The organism is Amycolatopsis sp. CA-230715 (genome assembly GCF_018736145.1).
GTDB lineage: Bacteria > Actinomycetota > Actinomycetes > Mycobacteriales > Pseudonocardiaceae > Amycolatopsis.
The window spans coordinates 5,781,228-5,797,906 of the sequence record NZ_CP059997.1 but is presented as its reverse complement, the minus strand read 5'-3'; the positions used below and the strand labels follow the sequence as shown (position 1 = coordinate 5,797,906).

Below are 16,679 nucleotides of genomic sequence, written 5' to 3'. Positions count from 1 at the left end.
GTCACATGATCACCACAAGGCGTGTCGGGGACGTAATCGATCGAGTCGTTTTCTCTGCAGGACGGGAGTCAGCACGTCATGGGCCGGACCGAGCGACCCAAGGCCGCACGCGCGGCACTGGGACTACTGACCGTGTCCCTCCTCGGCAGCTTGACGCTGGTCTCGACGGCGGGCGTCGCGTCGGCGGACTTCAAGCAGAAGACCGGGGTCGAGGTGAAACCGGGTCAGCCGTACGGGGGCAAGGACCGTTCCGCGGACTGGCTCGGTTCCTACGAGGTCGGCGGCAAGCAGGTGTTCTGCGTCGAGTTCGAGTACAAGGCGCCGGACACGGACGAGAAGTACCAGCCCGGCGACGAGCTGAAGACCAAGTGGGGCGAGCCGCTGTCCCCCGGCGTCGCCGCGGACATCTCCTACCTGCTGCTGCGCTACGGCGACACGAAGAGCAACGACGAGGCCGCCGCGCTCGCGCATTTGCTCCATTCGTGGACCTCGCCGCACCGCGACGGGCAGGACGACCTGAACCCGAAGAACTCGTTCCGCACGATCGCCTACGACGAGAAGCGCCATTTCGACCAGCTCGGCGGGGTCTCGCCCGCCGCGAAGGACCTCGTCGGCAAGCTGCGCAAGGAAGCCGAGACCAACCGCGGCCCGTGGACCACGTCGGTGACGCCGCCGAAGGAAGAGCAGACGATCGGCACCTCCGGCGACTGGAAGCTGGGCGTGCTCAACGCCGCGAAGAAGGGCGTCGCGAAGGTCCCGGTGAAGCTGAAGCTGACCGACGCGACGCTCGAAGACGGCAAGAGCACCGGCACGGCCACCACCGGCGCGGACGGTACGGCGAGCGTGAAGGTGCGGCCGACCGGCGAGCACCCGAAGGTGGAGACGGAGCTGTCCGGGCCCGCCGACCGGCCGTACGTGCAGGCGCCGATCGAGGTGGACACCCAGCGCGTGGTGTCCACCGGCGGCGAAAAGAAGCTCACCGCGAACGGCACGGCCGCGGCGAGGACCAAGCCGGGGATCGTCGCGGTGACGAAGCTCGACAGCAAGTCCGGCAAGGGCATTCCCGGTGCGGTGCTGCGGCTGACCGCGAAGGACCGCACCGCGCCCGCGCTCGGCCAGGACGGCAAACCGCTCACCGGGCCGGACGGGAAGCCCGCGGTGCTCACCACCGAGGGTGACACCGGCAAGGCGACCGTGCCGAATCTCAAGACACCGCAGGAGATCTGCGTGGTCGAGGTCAGCCCGCCGAACGGGTACGGCGAAGCGTTCGACTCGGCGAATCCGCCGTCGGCGTGCGGTGAGGTGAAACCGGGTGAGACGCTCGCGCTGGAGATCAAGAACGTGCCGAACGCGGTGCCGCGCGCGATCCCGGCCGGTGCGAAACCGGCCGCGATGATCACCGGCGCGGTCACCACCGGTCCGTCGACCGGCGGGGTGCTGAGCCTCGCCGGGATCGCGGTGCTCGGCTCGGCGCTGGTCGGGTTCGTCGCACGGCGGCGGTTCACCAGGTAACCGCGTGAGAAGGCAACGCCGCAAGCTCGTCACCTCGTACTTCCTCGGGGTGGCGAGCTTGCTGTTCGTGGAAGCGATCGCACTGCTGTCCATCGCGTGGCCGCCGAAGGACGTGATCGCCGGGACAGCGTCACCCGCGCAGTCCGTCGCACCGCCCCGCGCGGCCGCGGTCGCGCCGCCGCCACCGGCCACCACGGCACCACCCCCACCACCGTCCACTGTGGCCAGTCAGCCCGCACCGCCACCGCCGCCCGCGAGGAAGGAGCCGATCCGCGGACAGCGGCCCGGCACCATCCGGCTGCCCGCCGGGGGCACGGCCACCTTGGTGCGCAAGGAGATCCAGGGTCCGAACGCGACACTGCCCATCCCGGAGCGGCTCGACCAGGCGACCTGGTGGGGCGCCGGGCTCGACGCGCCGAACGGGGCGAGCGTGTTCGCCGGGCACGTCAACTGGGGCGGCGGGATCGGCCCGTTCGCGGAGCTGTGGGACGCCAGCCCCGGCGGCGAGGTCGTCATCACCGACGCGGCGGGCAAGCCGTGGACCTACCGCGTTTCGCAGCTCATCACGCTGCACAAGGACGAGTTGCCGCAGCGCGCCGACGACCTGTTCAGCCAGGCGGGCCCGCACCGGGTCGTGCTGGTGACCTGCGGCGGCAAATGGGTCGGCGGCCAGACCGGCTACGCGGAGAACAGGGTCGTCGTCGCCGATCCGGCCTGACCCGCCGGTAACCTTGTCACCCGCCGACGGTGGCCACCCGTCACACCATGCAGCACAATGCGTGTGTCCGTGACGGATCCGGCGACCGCGGAGGCGATCGAATTGGCCAGCTATCTCGTGACCGGTGCGACCGGCTTGATCGGCCGCCATTTCACGCGGCTGCTGCTCGAACGCGAGGACGTCGACAGCGTCGCGCTGCTCGTGCGCGAGTCCTCGCAGGACCGGCTCGCCGGGCTCGTCGCGAAATGGCCGAACCCGGACAAGGTCACGCTGGTCACCGGCGATCTCTCGCAGGACCTGCTCGGCGTCGGCGAAAGCGCGCGCGACCAGCTTCGCGGCCAGGTCGACCACATCGTGCACCTCGCCGCGCTCTACGACCTGACCGCCGACGACGAGACCAGCATCAAGGCCAACGTCGAAGGCACCCAGCAGGTCATCGCGCTCGCCGCGGACCTGCGCGCGGGCTGCCTGCACCACGTGTCGTCGGTGGCCGTCGCCGGTGACTACGAGGGCATCTTCACCGAGGAGATGTTCGACGCGGGCCAGCGCTTGCCGACGCCGTACCACCGCACGAAGTTCGAAGCCGAGCGGCTGGTGCGCGAGCAGCACGAGGTGCCGTGGCGGGTGTACCGGCCCGCGGTCGTCGTCGGGCATTCCGAGACCGGCGAGATGGACAAGATCGACGGCCCGTACTACCTCTTCCCCGCGATCAGCAGGCTGGCTTCGCTGCCGAACGTGCCGGTCGTCGGCCCCGATCTCGGCGACACGAACATCGTGCCCGTCGACTACGTGGCGAAGGCGATGCTGGAGCTGGTCACCACCGACGGCCTCGACGGGCGGGCGTTCCACCTCGTCAGCCCGGAGCCGCAGCCGGTGACCTCGGTCTACAACGCGTTCGCGAAGGCGGCCGGGGCGCCGACGATCACCGTCGAACTCGACGAGCGGGTCTCGAAGGGCGTGCTCGGGCTGGTGAAGCTCAGCGAGCACATCCCCGGGTTCACGATCGCGCGCGACGCGGTGCTGGAGCGGTTCGGGATTCCGCCCGTGCTGCTGGAAACCATGGCCTTCCCGTCCGTGTTCGCCTCGGCGAGCACGCGCAAGGCACTGGCGTCGTCCGGGATCGACGTGCCCCGGCTCGACGACTACGCGGCGACGCTGTGGCGGTACTGGCGCGAGCACCTCGACCCGTTCCGCGCGCGGAAGCACGGCCCGCGCGGCGAGCTCGACGGCAGGCGCGTGATCATCACCGGCGCGTCGTCCGGGATCGGGCGGGCGGCCGCGTTGAAGGTCGCCGCGGCGGGCGGTGTGCCGCTGCTCGTGGCGAGGCGCCAGCACGAACTCGAAGAGGTGCGCGACGAGATCGTCGCCGCGGGCGGGAGCGCGTCGGTGTACCCGGCGGACCTGACCGACGAGGAATCGGTGCACAAGACGGTCGAGAAGATGCTCGCCGAGCACGGCCGGATCGACATGCTGGTGAACAACGCCGGCCGGTCGATCCGCCGTTCCATCAAGCTGTCCTACGACCGCTTCCACGACTACGAGCGCGCGATGGCGATCAACTACTTCGGCGCGGTGCGGTTGATCCTGGCCGTGCTGCCGCACATGTCGGAACGCAAGTTCGGGCACATCGTCAACGTGTCGTCGATCGGCGTGCAGGGCATCGCGCCGCGCTTTTCCGCATACGCGGCGTCGAAGGCCGCGCTCGACTACTTCTCGCGGATCGCGGCGACCGAAACGCACGGGGACGGGATCACGTTCACCACGATCCACATGCCGCTCGTGCGCACGCCGATGATCCGCCCGACGAAGATCTACGACGCGTTCCCGACGAAATCGCCCGACCAGGCCGCGGACATGGTCATGAAGGCGTTGAAGGAGCGGCCGAAGCACATCGGGACGCCGGAGGGCCGCACCATCGGGCTCGCGTACACGCTGCTGCCCGGACTGACCGACGCGGTGGCGTACCAGGGTTTCCGCATCTTCCCCGACTCCGCGGCCGCGGGCGGGTCCGGCGGGCTCAAGATCGGGCGCGGCGAGAAGCACCTGTCGAAGGCGGCGGCCACCCTGGCCAGGCTGACGCGCGGCTTCCACTGGTGAGGCGTTCACCGTCGGTAGTTGGGCTGTGCGGGTAGGAAATATCCCATGTGCGGGTTGTCTCGGGCCGGGCTAACACCGCTGACACCCTGTGCGCGGGTACCGTCGTGACCATGGTTTCGGAGCGAGACGGTGGGCTGCTTCCCCTCCGGCGAGAGTACGACCAAGCCTGGCACGGGTTCGACCGCAACCAGGTGCGCCAGTACCTGGATCACGTCGAGGCGCACCTGAGGCGGATCGCCGCCGATCGGGACGCCGCGATGGCGCAGGCGAGCACCATGTCGCGCGAGCTGGAGAACGCGCGCGGCGAGATCCTGCGGCTGCGCACCCGCGTCGACGAGCTGATGAAGCCGCCGGAACGGCTGGAGGACCTCGACGAGCGCATGCAGCGCACGGCCTCGCTGGCGACTACCCGCGCCGAGGAGATCACGCAGCGGGCGCAGATCGCGACCGAGGAGCACTGGGCGGGCACCACGGAGGTGTCGAGCAAGCTGCGCGAGCGCTACCAGAAGCTGATCGGCGAGCTGGACAAACAAGCCGAAGCGCTGCACACCGAGCACGAGAAGGCGCTGGCGGCGACCAAGGCCGAGGTCGAGAAGCTGACTGTCGAAGCGGCGCGGCGGCGCGAGCTGCTCGACGCGGAAGCGGAGCGCAAGCGGCGGGCGATCGAGCGCGAGTTCGACGCGAAGATGACCGCGGAGCGGGCGTCGCTGGAGAAGCACGTCGCCGACACCCGCACCGCGAGCAAGAACCAGGCGGAGCGGCGGATCGCGGAGGCGACAGCCGAAGCGAAGCGGCTCGTCGACGAAGCGACAGCGGAGGCGAAGAGCCGCGTCGAGAAGGCGAAGGCCGACGCTGAGTGGCGTACGAAGGAAGCCACGAACCGGGTGGAGCGGCTGGCGAAGGTCCGCGAGCACGCGTTGACCAGTCTCAGCAAGGCGGATCAGCTCCTCAAGCGCGACGAACACCTGTTGAAGTCGCTCAAGGAAGAGTCCGTGGTCAACTCGAACCCGGTCGGCGAAGACGACCCCACCGTCGTCAACGCGAAGGCCGTGAAGGCCTCCGCGAAGAGCTGACGGTCAGGGCAGGCGCGGCCACGGGTTGAGGCGTTCCAGCTGGGCGGCCAGGCCCAGCAGGCGCGCTTCCCCGCCCGGCGCGGCGACGAGCTGGACGCCGATCGGCAGGCCCGACGGGTGCCGCGCGGCGGGCACGGTCAGCGCGGGGAACCCGGCGAGGTTCCACAGCCCGGCGAACGCGGCGACCCGCAGCGACGGGGACGCGTTGGCCAGCCAGGACCGCTGGTGCCACGGCCCCGCCTTCGGCGGCAGCGTCGCGAGCATGGGCGTCACCAGCACGTCGTGCTCGGCGAAGAACTCCTCGGCGCGCGCGATCCAGCGGCGTTTCGTGCCGGGCCGGATGAGGTGCAGCGCGTTCAGCACGGCACCGGCTCGCACGAGCGGCCTGGTGCGGCGTTGCAGCACGCCCCGGTCCCAGTCCCGCACCTGCTGCGCGGGTCCGGCGAACCAGCGCGTGGAGATGCCCACGATCGGTTCCACGCCGTAGCGCGGCGTCGCTTCGGTGAGGTGGTGGCCGACGCGGGCGAGCAGCTCACCGGTCGTGCCGACGGCGGCGGCGAGCGGACGGGGAATCGGCACCTTCGTCGGCTGCGTTGTCGACAAAGCGATCTTGAGCGGGCTCGGATCCTCCAGCTCGGCGAGGTCGGGTCGTTCCGCGAGCACCGACAGGAGCAGCGCCGCGTCGGTGACCGTGGTGGCCATCGCGCCGTGCGAGGACATCCCGAACCAGCCCGCCTCGCCGGGTTCGGCGATCACACCCGCGCCGGGTTTGATCCCGACCAGCCCGCACATCGCGGACGGCAGCCGCACCGAGCCGAGCCCGTCGGTGCCGTGCGCGACCGGCACGAGCCCCGCCGCCACCGCGGCCGCACTGCCACCCGACGACCCACCCGCGGTGTAGGCGGGGTTCCACGGATTGCGGGCGACCCCGTCGGGTCCGTCGCTCATCGGCCACGCGCACAGCTCGGGAACCCGCGTGATGCCGACGAGCACCGCGCCCGCCCGCCGCAGCCGACGCGCGATCTCCCCGTCCGCCTTGGCCACCGGGCTTTCCCGCTCGGAACCCCACGAAGCGCGTTCACCCGCGATGTCGGTGACGTCCTTGACCGCGACCGGCACGCCCGCGAGCGGCAGTGTCGCGAGGTCGGCGCGGTCCCGGACCTCGGCCGCTTCGGCGAGCGCTTCTTCGGCCCTGACCCGCCGGAACGCACCGACCACGCGGTCCGCCGCGGCGATCCCGTGCAGTGCGCGCTTGGTGACGTCGACGGGATCGAGCCTGCCGTCGCGGACGGATCGGGCGAGTTCCGCCGCGGTGCTGGGGTCGGTTTCCATGACCGGACCTTAACCCGGTACGACCACGAATTCGATACGCGTCTGCGGGAACGTGGCACCACCTCGTCACGCTCACCAGCGCCGATATGCGGTTGCGGCGCTCTCGCGACGCAGCCACACATCGCGGTCAAGGGTCATGGCCTCAGCGCCAAAGACGAGCGATCGTTCTGAAGCTCGTTCGCCCTCACGTTCCTCCGTTCTCGAACAACGTCGACTGCCACTGTTCTTGCTCGGTCTCGACGGCACCGGGCGCGACACATGAGAGCAATCCCAGACGCGTCCACCTCAACCACACAGGCAAGATCGCTTGGCGCATCGTCGAAGCCGCGGCTCGCGGACACGTACAGAGCGTCCGCATGCAGCGTTCCAGCTGCACAGGACCGCACCAACGCGATGCAGATTTTGCACAATGCAACAACTGAATCAATCGATTGAGTGAAACTTCCAAATTTTTTTCAATATCAACTTTTCGCTGACCAGGCAAATCCTGAAACCAGGTATAGTTATCCGAACCTGCCGGTTTCACATGAGACCACAATGCTTGACGTGCAGAAAATCAACGAAGCAGCGCCTACGGAGGCCTGCACCGAGCCGTACGCAGAGGTTGTCGATGTGACACCCGTACTGGCCAAGTCTTGGTTGAAGAACACCAAGCAAAACCGCCCGATCAGCAAAGCCAGGGTCAAGCACTACGCCCGACTCATACGCACTGGGCAGTTCCATCTCAACGGCGAAACCGTGAAGCTCGACGAAGACGGGTGTCTCCTCGACGGCCAGCACCGATGCTCGGCCGTGGTCGCGTCAGGCCAAACCGTCCGGATGCTTGTCGTCTTCAAGGTCGCACGATCAAGCATCGTCTCGATCGACATGGGACGCTCGCGATCGCTGGCCGACCAGCTCAAAGTTGCGTTCAACTACAAGCGGAGCGGAGACCTCAGCACGATCGTCCGCTTCATACTGGAGTGGACCGAGACAGGCTGGATTTCCCCGTCGACATTTCGTCAGATAACCCCAACAGAAGCACACAAGTTCCTTAAGAATAACCCTGACGTCGAAGCGTTACCACAAACCATCAGCGGCTTTGACCTCGAACTGGTGAACGTCATAATGACGCGCAATCAGGCCGCCTTCCTACTGTGGCTATTCTCTCAAAAAGATGCCGATCTCGCAAAAGTGTTCATGAGAAACCTCGTGCACGGTATAGCCGAGTACGAAGGCGATCCCTGCATCCTGCTCAGGAGAAAGCTCATGAAGATGCGTGGCGACAAGTACGGCGATCCGCGCCGAAACATCGTGGTCGGTCTCACAATCCAGACATGGAACAAGTGGCGAGCCCGAAAGTCCAGCACATTGGTGCGCGCCCCTGCGGCCGGACAGTCGTGGGTCGCGGAAACTTTCCCCAGGCCCAACTGACCACTTCGAAGATTAGGTTGAGGCTTCGCAGAATACGTCTGCGAAGCCTCAAGTCTTCACACCCAAAGCAGGTTAGCCACAAACAAATGTCATTGCCAAGCGGCGCATCAGATCCACCTGAAACCAAGTTCGCAGACACGGGAGATTACACTGCTAAGCAGATTTCGCAAAACACACATAGCGTCAACGTAACCCTTGAGCAAGAGCACCCGAAAACCAGAGACGGACTGCGCGAGCTGATCGTCAACATGCCCGCCGACCAGTTTGCTAATTATCATCTACTAGATCGAGTTCCTTGGCTTTTCCAAACGAGACACTCTTACATAAGCTGGAAGACAGAGCTGGCAAAAAACCTTCAAGTAGACCCCTTTGCGATTGTAATAGTTGGCAGCGCAGCACTAGGCTTCAGCCTGTCTCCAGGGAAAGACCTCGCCAGCTTTCACGACAACTCGGATATCGACATCGCCATAATCAGCACGAATCATTTCGAATCATCATGGACCTGGCTCCGCAACCTTGGCCCCGTTGACAGACTAGCACCGGGTAGCGCAGAAGCCGGTATGCTGAAGCAACATCGACGGAATCTTGTCTTCGATGGCGCCATAGCGACCGACAAAATAATCACCCGGCTACCTTTTGGTGTCGAATGGACCAAGGCTTTCATTGAGGCAGCAAATCGAGAGCCCACCGTTGGTCGACAGATAAAAGGACGAATATATCGCGACTATGAGTCATTGAGACAATACCAAGTGCACAATCTAGTCAATCTGAAAAATCAGATTCTCAGCGACATATGACACCAAAGGAAATATAAATGTCTAATCTAAGCCTCGCGGAGCATCCACAGCGATTCCTGGAAGTCGCACATCACACTGTTTCATGGTTCTGGAGTCGACTTCAAAATGAAGAACTCGACATGAAACCACCCTACCAACGCAATCCGGTTTGGCAAGAAAGCCAGAAAGCGCTTCTGATCGACTCCGTGCTACGCGGGTATCCAATTCCCGAACTCTACCTGCAATCCAGTGTGGCCAGCACCGGAAAGGAGTTACACGTCGTTGTCGATGGTCAGCAGCGAGTGCGCGCCTGCCTCGAGTTCATCAGCAACAAATTTGCCTTGAACGAAGACTCCGGAGGAAGCTTGGCCGGACTCAAGTTCGAACAGCTGCCAAACTCGGACAAAAGAAGGTTCTTCGAGTACAAGTTCGTTGTTCGAACATTGCCAGAACTACGCGACGAACAGATACGAGAGATCTTCGGTCGACTAAATCGAAATAACGTAGCACTAAACAGGCAAGAACTTCGACACGCGACATACTGGGGGAGCTTCATCTCGTGCATGGAAGACCTGGCAAAGAATCCCTTCTGGGTCAATTCTGGCATTTTCACAAGCAACGACATACGACGAATGCTTGATGTTGAATACGTTAGCGAACTCGCCAGCGGCGCGCTTTACGGCCCGCAAAACAAGAAGTACAACCTAGAAAAATTCTACGCTTCTTTCGAGGAAGAGTTTCCGGACCGGGAGCGCGTGGAGAACATCTTTTCCTCCGTATTAGGAGAACTCGACGGACTGCTCGCATGGCCAACCAAACTGCGATGGTCACGAAAGGTCGATTTTTATTCACTTTTCCTCACGCTGGCAAACAGGTTCATCGACCTCCCATTCTCCCGTGGTGAACGGGATCGAATTTCGCACCGAATGGTGAGCTTCTCGGAAAAAGTGGACGAGTATCTGACGTTGAGCGACGTGGGACACATACGAGCTAACAACCATGACGCGGCTGCTCTCGCATATGCTCGTGGCGTCAGGAATTCAAGCGACCTCGGAAGTAGGAGGACAAGGTCCGCCGCGCTCGATTCATACCTTCGAGGCAAATCGTTCGCCGCTGAGCAGCCATTTATCGAACGACGGGACCCACTCCAACTGCTTCCGAGCAGCGAAGATCTGCTCAGCACTAGGGTCAAAGATGATCCGGATCAGGAAGCGAACGGCGGTACCGAGGCGGCGGTTTGACGGTGATCCTCGATCGATGGGGATGGGAGTCGCAGTACCTCTGGAGGGAACCGTGAAACGTCTTCTGCTGGTCATCGCGCTGGCCGCCGCCAGCCAACTCGGGCTGACCGCCACCGCGTCCGCGGCGCCACCCGGCGGCGGCTGGGAACCGGCGCCGAGCGCGCCGGTCGACTACCCCGCCGGTGTCCGGTGCGCCTTCGCCTCCCACGCGGAACCCGTGGTGGACAAGGTGTACGGCAAGGTCCTGAAAACCCATCCCGACGGCTCGGTGGCGCTCGAGGCCTACGCCGGGCCGCTCGTCGAGCGCTTCGCCAACGTGGAAAACGGCAAGAGCACGCTCGCCGACGCCAGCGGGTTCGCCGTCGTCGAGTACCACACCGACGGCGTGCAGGTCTGGCACGTCGCGGGTCCGGTGATGGTCGGCTTCCAGCCTGGCCACGCCAACCACGCTCCGGGGGTGTTCATCCTCGACGGGCTGTACACGCTCAAGATCGCGCCGACCTACCGGACCGTGGAGTCCGGGCACTGGGTCGAGCGCGATCTCTGCGCGGCGGTCAGCTGATCCTCACGCGGCTCGCCGCCTTCCGATGAACTGGAGTGCGGCGAACCCGCCGACGACGAACGCCTGCGCGACGATCCAGATCGTGCCGGCGGTGGTCGCCGGAAGCACCCCCGTGGCAGCGACGACCACGCTTCCGACGGCCCACACCGCGTTCAGTTCGGCGACGAGACCCGCCGCGGCGCGCGACACCCCGCGGCGGGTCCCCACTGTTCCGACGAAGATCCCGAATGCCAGCAGAAAAGCAGCAACCCACCGTCGGAGAACACGTTTTTCGGAGACATGCCTTTCGGAAGCACAGCAGTAGCCATGACGAGACTCCTCGGGTTTTTCGCGCAGCGGATCCGAATTCCGCCGCGCTCCTGATGTCCGAAGATCAGGCACCTGGCGGCGCGAGCACCGTTACGCCGGAGGTAACGCACTTCGGTCACGCCGCCGAGAACTCGGCCACCGCGCCTCCTCTCAGTTCCATCCGCGCGCCGTCGAAGTTCGCGCGCATGCGCCGGTCGTGCGTCACCACGACGAGCGCGCCCCGGTAGCCGGCGAGTGCCTGTTCCAGGTCCTCCACGAGATCCGGCGACAGGTGGTTCGTCGGCTCGTCGAGCAGCAGCAGGTCTGCCGGTGCGGTCACCAGCCTCGCCAGTTCGAGCCTGCGCCGCTGGCCCGCCGATAGTGCCCGCACCGGTTTGCCGAGATCGGCCCGGTCGAACAGGCCGAGCGCGAGCAACTCGTCGACCCGTTCTTCCGCACTGCCCCGCCCTGCCGCGAACGCCGCGAGCACGGTCCGGTCGTCGGCGTGGCCGCGATCGGCCTGCCGCAGGAACCCGATCCGCCCCGCGTGCCGCGCCGAGCCCGCAGTGGGGGCCAGTTCTCCGGCGAGCACGCGCATGAGCGTGCTCTTGCCCGCACCGTTCGGCCCGGTGACGAGCAGCCGTTCACTGGGGAGCAATCGCAGCGACCGCACCGAAAGCCGGTTCTCGAAGTCCACTTCGGACAGTTCGGCGACCGGACCGTTCAGTGGTGCGGTCTCGATGTCCGCGGCGAACCTCAGCGGTTCCGGTGGCGGTGGCACCGCGTTTTCGGTGAGCCGCCGCAGCCGTTCCCGCGCGGCGCGGATCCGGCCCATCGCACCGTGCGCCCTCGACCGCGGCCGGGTAGCACCGGAGCCACCCATCGAATGCGGCCCTTTGCGAGGAATCGCGGACAACCGGTCGATGTTCGCGTCCGCGAGGACGCGATGCCTCGCCACGTCGACGCGCCAGTCCTCGTACTCACGGGCCCAGCGTGCTCGTGCGGCCGCTTTCGCGGCGAGGAAGCCGTCGTATCCGTTGCCGTACCGATGCACGGTGCGGTGTTCGTGGTCCACCTCCAAAATCGTTTCCGTGACGCGTTCGAGGAAGAGCCGGTCGTGCGTGATCGCGACGAGCCTGCCGGGATGCGCGCTCAAGTAGCTTTCCAGCCACGCGACCGCTTCGTCGTCGAGATCGTTCGTCGGCTCGTCGAGCAGCAGCAGTTCCGGCGCGGAAGCCAGTGTCGCCGCGAGCGCGAGCCGTGACCGCTGCCCGCCGGAGAGTGTCCCCAGTGGACGGTCGCGGTCCAGTCCCGGCTGCCCGAGGCCGTGCAGCGCGACCTCGACCCTGGCATCCGCCCGGTACCCGTCACGCGCTTCGTACCGCGCAACCAGTTCGCCGTAAGCGGCGAACTCTTCGGCTGTCGCCGTGCCGAGTGCCGCTTCGGCGCGGCGGATGCGTGCCTCCAGCTTCCGGAGATCGGCGAGCGCGAGGTCGATCGCATCGGCAACGGTCGCGCTCCCGGGCAGATCAAGCGTCTGCGGCAGGTAGCCAACACCGCCGGGCGCGGACACGGTGACAGTGCCGTTGCCCGGTTGCTCACGCCCGGCGATCAGGCGCAGCAACGTCGACTTCCCGGCGCCGTTGTCGCCGATCACACCGATCTTCTCCCCTGGTTTGACGGTGCACGACAACCGGTCGAAGACGATCTTGTCGTTGTAGCGCAGGGTAACCTCGGACAGGGCGAGCTGGGTATCGGAATGGCGCGGAGTGCGCATGGGCGTACCACCTCCTGTGGCCTCGAAGGGCGGGAACGCGCATCGATGACGCCAAGAACCCTTGGCGTAACTCGGAAACGCGGAACGGACACGCGGCGCGGCGGAGCCAGAACGCTCTACGCCAGTAAAGCCGCGTGCGGGATCACAGGAAGTGCAACGTACCCATGGCGAGTACCCTACGTGAGCACGGCGGTGATCGGCAAGCCCCTTTTTTGCGCGCACCAGCCGGTGCGCGGTCGGAGCTGTCAGATGAAGCCGGTGGGGTCGTCGGTGTAGGTGCGGCCGTCGGGCGCGATGACCGTAGTGTTCCCGTTCGCGTCGGTGTGGAATTCCCACCCGGGTTCGTCGCGGAGTCCGTGGTGCACCCGGCAGAACGGGCGGATGTTGACCTTGTCGGTCCCGCCGCCCTCGCTCCAAGGTTGGGCGTGGTCGAGGTCGCTGTACTGGGCGGGTCTGTGGCAGCCGATCATGCAGCAGGTGCGGTGCAGAACTTGGATGTACTTGCGCATCTGTGCCGGTGGCCGGTAGCTCTTACGCCCCATGTCGACCGGTAAGCCGGTCATCGGTTCCGACACGATCCGGTTCCAGACGGAGTTGGTGTCGAAGGCGATCTCGCGAGCCATCTCGGGTGAGATTTCCCCACATCCGGCGAGTTCGCCCGGGTTGTTCCGCAGGCCCATCAGTGTCGGGAGGTCGATGTAGACATAGATCTGCGCCTTCGGTTTACCACCGCACTCCCCGCCCAGGCATCGCTCCACCAACGCATCGACCCTGAGCTGATCCATGGTGCGCTTGTCACCTTGGCGCTTCTCCTCCAACGCATCCCGATCACAGGCGGCGTAGATGGCTTGGGCACGGTCGGAGGGCAGTTCGGCGAACAGGGTCGAGGATCCGTGATCCCCGTGCCGGATTTCGAGCATCCGCGCGGCAGTCTTGGCCCGCCGCCGCGCCTCGTATCCTTCCGGATCAACCCGCATCAGGAGCGTGTTGACCATCCTGCGCAGTGAGGCGGAGTTCTTGTTCTCGAACTTCACCCGCGCATCGACTTCCCGCGCGACCTCCTGGGAAGCGCACGCGGTGGCCTCGAACACCTTGGCCGCCATACCTTCGTCGATGAGGCCGTTCTCCAGTGCTTCGAGGGTGCGGGGCAGGTATGAGGTCAACGCGTCAGCGAGCGCCGCCTTCCGCTCCGCCCCCGCCTGCGTGCAATTGCACGACAACGCCACCCACGCCAGCACCGATCTTCGCGACCACTCCTGATTCATGGACGCGATTTGCCGCAGCAACATGGCATCCCCATACCGAGACCACCTCTTCCAACGCTCCGCAGAATCAGCAACAACCCGATCCACAGGAATCTCTAATACGTCCACAAAACAATTCTACCGCTCAACCCATCACCCGATCGGGTACAGAAATGATCACAACCTGCCACAACGCGCCCACAACGACACCGCAGGCCAAAAAACGAACGGGACCGTCAATGCGTCGAGGACGCTACCCCAAGGCGACCAAAGGTTTTCGTTCCGTTGGCAACTGCCGCTAGCGACCAACGACGGAACCCGCACCGAGGAGCGGCAGTTGCCAACGGCGCGCCGCAGGCGTGCCCGAAACTTTCACCGTGCACACCAAACACGCGAGCAAAACCCAAAAATGCGAGCAAACCAAAAATGCAGCCCCCATTTTCCACTCTACCCGGCGGCACCGACAGTACTGGGAAGATCGGAGAGAGCCGACCAAGAGCCAGTCGAGAACCAGCACACGCAGAGCAGAGGAACCTACTTGCGGCAGACCGCCCCGCGAACGGCCCGATACTGGCTCTCGTAAACGCTGACCTGATCGGTCCCCTGCACGAGAAAACAGTACTTGCGCACCGGATCCACCGGCACCCGCATCGTGTGGTTGCGTTGCGCCAGCATGACGCGGTTCGGCGGGGTTCCCCCGTCGCCCGCGATGACGACCGCGTAGTCGAGGGTCTTGTCGCTGGTCCAGGTCAGCACGATCTGGTCGCCGAGGTCCTGCGGGTCGGCTAGCTCCACTTTCGCGGAGGCCGCCTGCCCCGGCACGGCCGTACCGCTCGGTGCCGGCGGCAGCGGGCGGGGCGCTGTGGTGAGTTCGTCGGTTCCGGAGCGGAGCACGAAGACGACCGCGCCCGCGATGAGCAGGATCACGGCGGCCGCGGCTGCGACGAGCGGGGCGCGCGGCCACGAGCCGCGCTTCTGTTCCGGTTCCGGGAAAAGCTTCAGCGAACCGTCCGTTGTGGACTCTTCCGGCGATTCTTCGATTACCTGATAAGGGTTCGACTCCGGAAGCACCGCCACCGTCGGCGGCTCGGGAGGCGGCTCCGGAACCACCGGAACCGGAACCGGGGCCGGAGCCGTGACCGAGACCGGCGTGGACGTCGACGACATCCCAGCGAACTGCTCGGCGACCGCGGCCATCCCGGACGGCCGGTTCGCCGGATCGGCCGCGAGCATTCTCGCGACCATTGTGGACAGTCCGACCGGGACGTCGGCGCGGTTGATCGCGGGCACCGGGCTGTTCAGCACGCGCAGCACGCGTTCGCCCGGCTGCTCGCCGAGCCTGCCGGGATGCGGCGGCTCCCCGGTGAGCGCGAAGTGCAAGACCGCGCCGAGCCCGTACAGGTCGGTGCGTTCGTCCACGCTGTCGGTGCGCAGGGTTTCCGGTGACACGAACTCGATGAGGTGCACCGGGTCGCGCGGGAAGGCGTGCCGCAACGCGATGCCGAAATCGGCGAGCAGCGGCTGTCCCGGCGCCCGGAACAGCACGTTGTTCGGATTGACGCCGCCGTGCGGGATGCCAAGCCCGTGCGCGACGGCGAGCGCGCCGGACAGCGCGCGGCCGAGCGCGACCACCTCGGCCACGGCGAGCGGTCCGTCGGCGGCGACCAGTGTCGCGAGCGATCCGCGGCACAGCTCCATCCGCAGCGCGTGCCTGCCGTCGTCGAGCAGCTCGATCGCGTCGACGGGGAGGATCGGCGTCCCGGCGGGCACGGTGGCGAGCCTGCGCCGCACGCGCTCCGCGGCGGCGAGCGTCTTGCGGTCGAACCGGCCGGGGAACACCTTGAACCCGGCGCCGGACGGTCCTGAGTAGAGGGTCGCGACCGGACCACGACGAAGTTCGGTGAGCGCGCCGCCGGGATTCATGTCCGCCTCACCAAGCCACCTCCTCGTCCCCGGCCAGCATAAAGAATCTCCGGCAGCAAGAGAACCGCCGACAGCTTGCTGCCGTCAGTCCACTGTGGATCGACGCGCTGCGCGGAGCGGCGCTCCAGCCGCCGCGTACCATGTCCGCCAGACGGGAGGGACCGGTGGTGAACACGTCGAAGCGTTCCGATGCCGAGCAGAACCACGCTCGCATCCTGGCCGCCGCGCGCGCCGCGCTGGCCGAATCGAGCGACGCGACGCTGAACTCGATCGCCAAGCGCGCCGGTGTCGGCCAGGGCACGATGTACCGCCACTTCCCGAACCGGGAGGCGCTGCTGGTCGCGGTCTACCACCAGGACATCCGCGAGGTGATCGACGCCGCGCCCGCGCTGCTCGCGGCGAACCCGCCGTTCGAAGCGCTGCGCCGCTGGTTCGACCGCCTCGCCGCGTACGGCCGCATCAAGCACGGCGTCGCGCAGGCCGTGGAAGCGGCCACCCGCGCCGATCTCTCCACCACGTACTACCGCGAAGTGGCCGACGTGATCACCTTGCTGCTGGACGCGGGCAAGGCGGACGGCACGGTGCGCCAGGACGTGGACGCGGACGAGGTGCTGCTCCTGGTCGGTTTCCTCTGGCGGATGGACAACCACGACTGGGAAGCGCGCTCGGCGCACCTGCTCGACCTCGTGCTGGACGCCCTCCGGCGGCCCGAACGGACCTGAG

Annotated in this window: 14 protein-coding genes; 9 read left to right on the top strand and 5 right to left on the bottom strand. The window is 66.1% G+C overall.

Features of this window, described 5'->3' with window-relative positions; genetic code table 11:
- The first annotated feature begins 78 nt into the window (after positions 1-78).
- The 4 genes from HUW46_RS27895 to HUW46_RS27880 all read left to right on the top strand — a co-directional run bounded on the left by HUW46_RS27895 (position 79) and on the right by HUW46_RS27880 (position 5,400).
- Positions 79-1,512 (top strand): hypothetical protein, encoded by a 1,434-nt coding sequence (locus HUW46_RS27895; RefSeq protein WP_215541760.1) that lies wholly within the window; start codon positions 79-81, stop codon positions 1,510-1,512.
- A gap of 4 nt (positions 1,513-1,516) precedes the next feature.
- The gene (locus HUW46_RS27890) at positions 1,517-2,230 is read left to right on the top strand and encodes a class F sortase (RefSeq protein WP_215541759.1); all 714 of its coding nucleotides are present in this window, start codon (positions 1,517-1,519) and stop codon (positions 2,228-2,230) included.
- Positions 2,231-2,332: 102 nt separating this feature from the next.
- Positions 2,333-4,327, top strand: a complete 1,995-nt coding sequence (locus HUW46_RS27885; protein WP_215550155.1) for an SDR family oxidoreductase — start codon at positions 2,333-2,335, stop codon at positions 4,325-4,327.
- 110 nt (positions 4,328-4,437) lie between these two features.
- On the top strand, positions 4,438-5,400 hold the full coding sequence (locus HUW46_RS27880) for a cell division protein DivIVA (RefSeq protein WP_215541758.1): 963 nt from the start codon (positions 4,438-4,440) through the stop codon (positions 5,398-5,400).
- A gap of 3 nt (positions 5,401-5,403) precedes the next feature.
- Here the strand turns inward: HUW46_RS27880 and HUW46_RS27875 are convergent, their stop codons facing one another.
- Positions 5,404-6,732, bottom strand: a complete 1,329-nt coding sequence (locus tag HUW46_RS27875) for an amidase (protein ID WP_215541757.1) — start codon at positions 6,730-6,732, stop codon at positions 5,404-5,406.
- Positions 6,733-7,278: 546 nt separating this feature from the next.
- Between HUW46_RS27875 and HUW46_RS27870 the strand changes: the two genes are divergently transcribed.
- The 4 genes from HUW46_RS27870 to HUW46_RS27855 all read left to right on the top strand — a co-directional run bounded on the left by HUW46_RS27870 (position 7,279) and on the right by HUW46_RS27855 (position 10,724).
- Positions 7,279-8,145: a hypothetical protein gene (locus HUW46_RS27870; protein WP_215541756.1), complete on the top strand. Its 867-nt coding sequence runs from the start codon at positions 7,279-7,281 to the stop codon at positions 8,143-8,145.
- A gap of 86 nt (positions 8,146-8,231) precedes the next feature.
- Positions 8,232-8,942: a hypothetical protein gene (locus HUW46_RS27865; protein ID WP_215541755.1), complete on the top strand. Its 711-nt coding sequence runs from the start codon at positions 8,232-8,234 to the stop codon at positions 8,940-8,942.
- Positions 8,943-8,959: 17 nt separating this feature from the next.
- Positions 8,960-10,162, top strand: coding sequence for a DUF262 domain-containing protein (locus HUW46_RS27860; RefSeq protein WP_215541754.1), 1,203 nt, complete (start codon positions 8,960-8,962; stop codon positions 10,160-10,162).
- A 52-nt stretch (positions 10,163-10,214) separates the two neighbouring features.
- Positions 10,215-10,724, top strand: coding sequence for a hypothetical protein (locus tag HUW46_RS27855; protein ID WP_215541753.1), 510 nt, complete (start codon positions 10,215-10,217; stop codon positions 10,722-10,724).
- A gap of 3 nt (positions 10,725-10,727) precedes the next feature.
- Here HUW46_RS27855 and HUW46_RS27850 read toward each other — a convergent pair whose 3' ends face one another.
- From HUW46_RS27850 to HUW46_RS27835, 4 genes are all read right to left on the bottom strand, one after another.
- On the bottom strand, positions 10,728-10,931 hold the full coding sequence (locus HUW46_RS27850) for a hypothetical protein (RefSeq protein ID WP_215541752.1): 204 nt from the start codon (positions 10,929-10,931) through the stop codon (positions 10,728-10,730).
- Positions 10,932-11,148: 217 nt separating this feature from the next.
- A complete protein-coding gene (gene abc-f, locus HUW46_RS27845; RefSeq protein ID WP_215541751.1) occupies positions 11,149-12,789 on the bottom strand; it encodes a ribosomal protection-like ABC-F family protein in 1,641 nt (546 codons plus the stop codon).
- 245 nt (positions 12,790-13,034) lie between these two features.
- A complete protein-coding gene (locus HUW46_RS27840) occupies positions 13,035-14,162 on the bottom strand; it encodes an HNH endonuclease signature motif containing protein (protein WP_254124957.1) in 1,128 nt (375 codons plus the stop codon).
- A 405-nt stretch (positions 14,163-14,567) separates the two neighbouring features.
- Positions 14,568-15,956, bottom strand: a complete 1,389-nt coding sequence (locus HUW46_RS27835) for a protein kinase domain-containing protein (protein WP_215541750.1) — start codon at positions 15,954-15,956, stop codon at positions 14,568-14,570.
- Between the two features lie 167 nt (positions 15,957-16,123).
- On the opposite strand from HUW46_RS27835, the gene HUW46_RS27830 reads away from it, so the two are divergent.
- Positions 16,124-16,678 carry a TetR/AcrR family transcriptional regulator gene (locus tag HUW46_RS27830; protein WP_215541749.1) on the top strand — a complete coding sequence of 185 codons (555 nt, stop codon included), beginning with the start codon at positions 16,124-16,126 and terminating at the stop codon, positions 16,676-16,678.
- The last annotated feature ends 1 nt before the right edge of the window (position 16,679 follow it).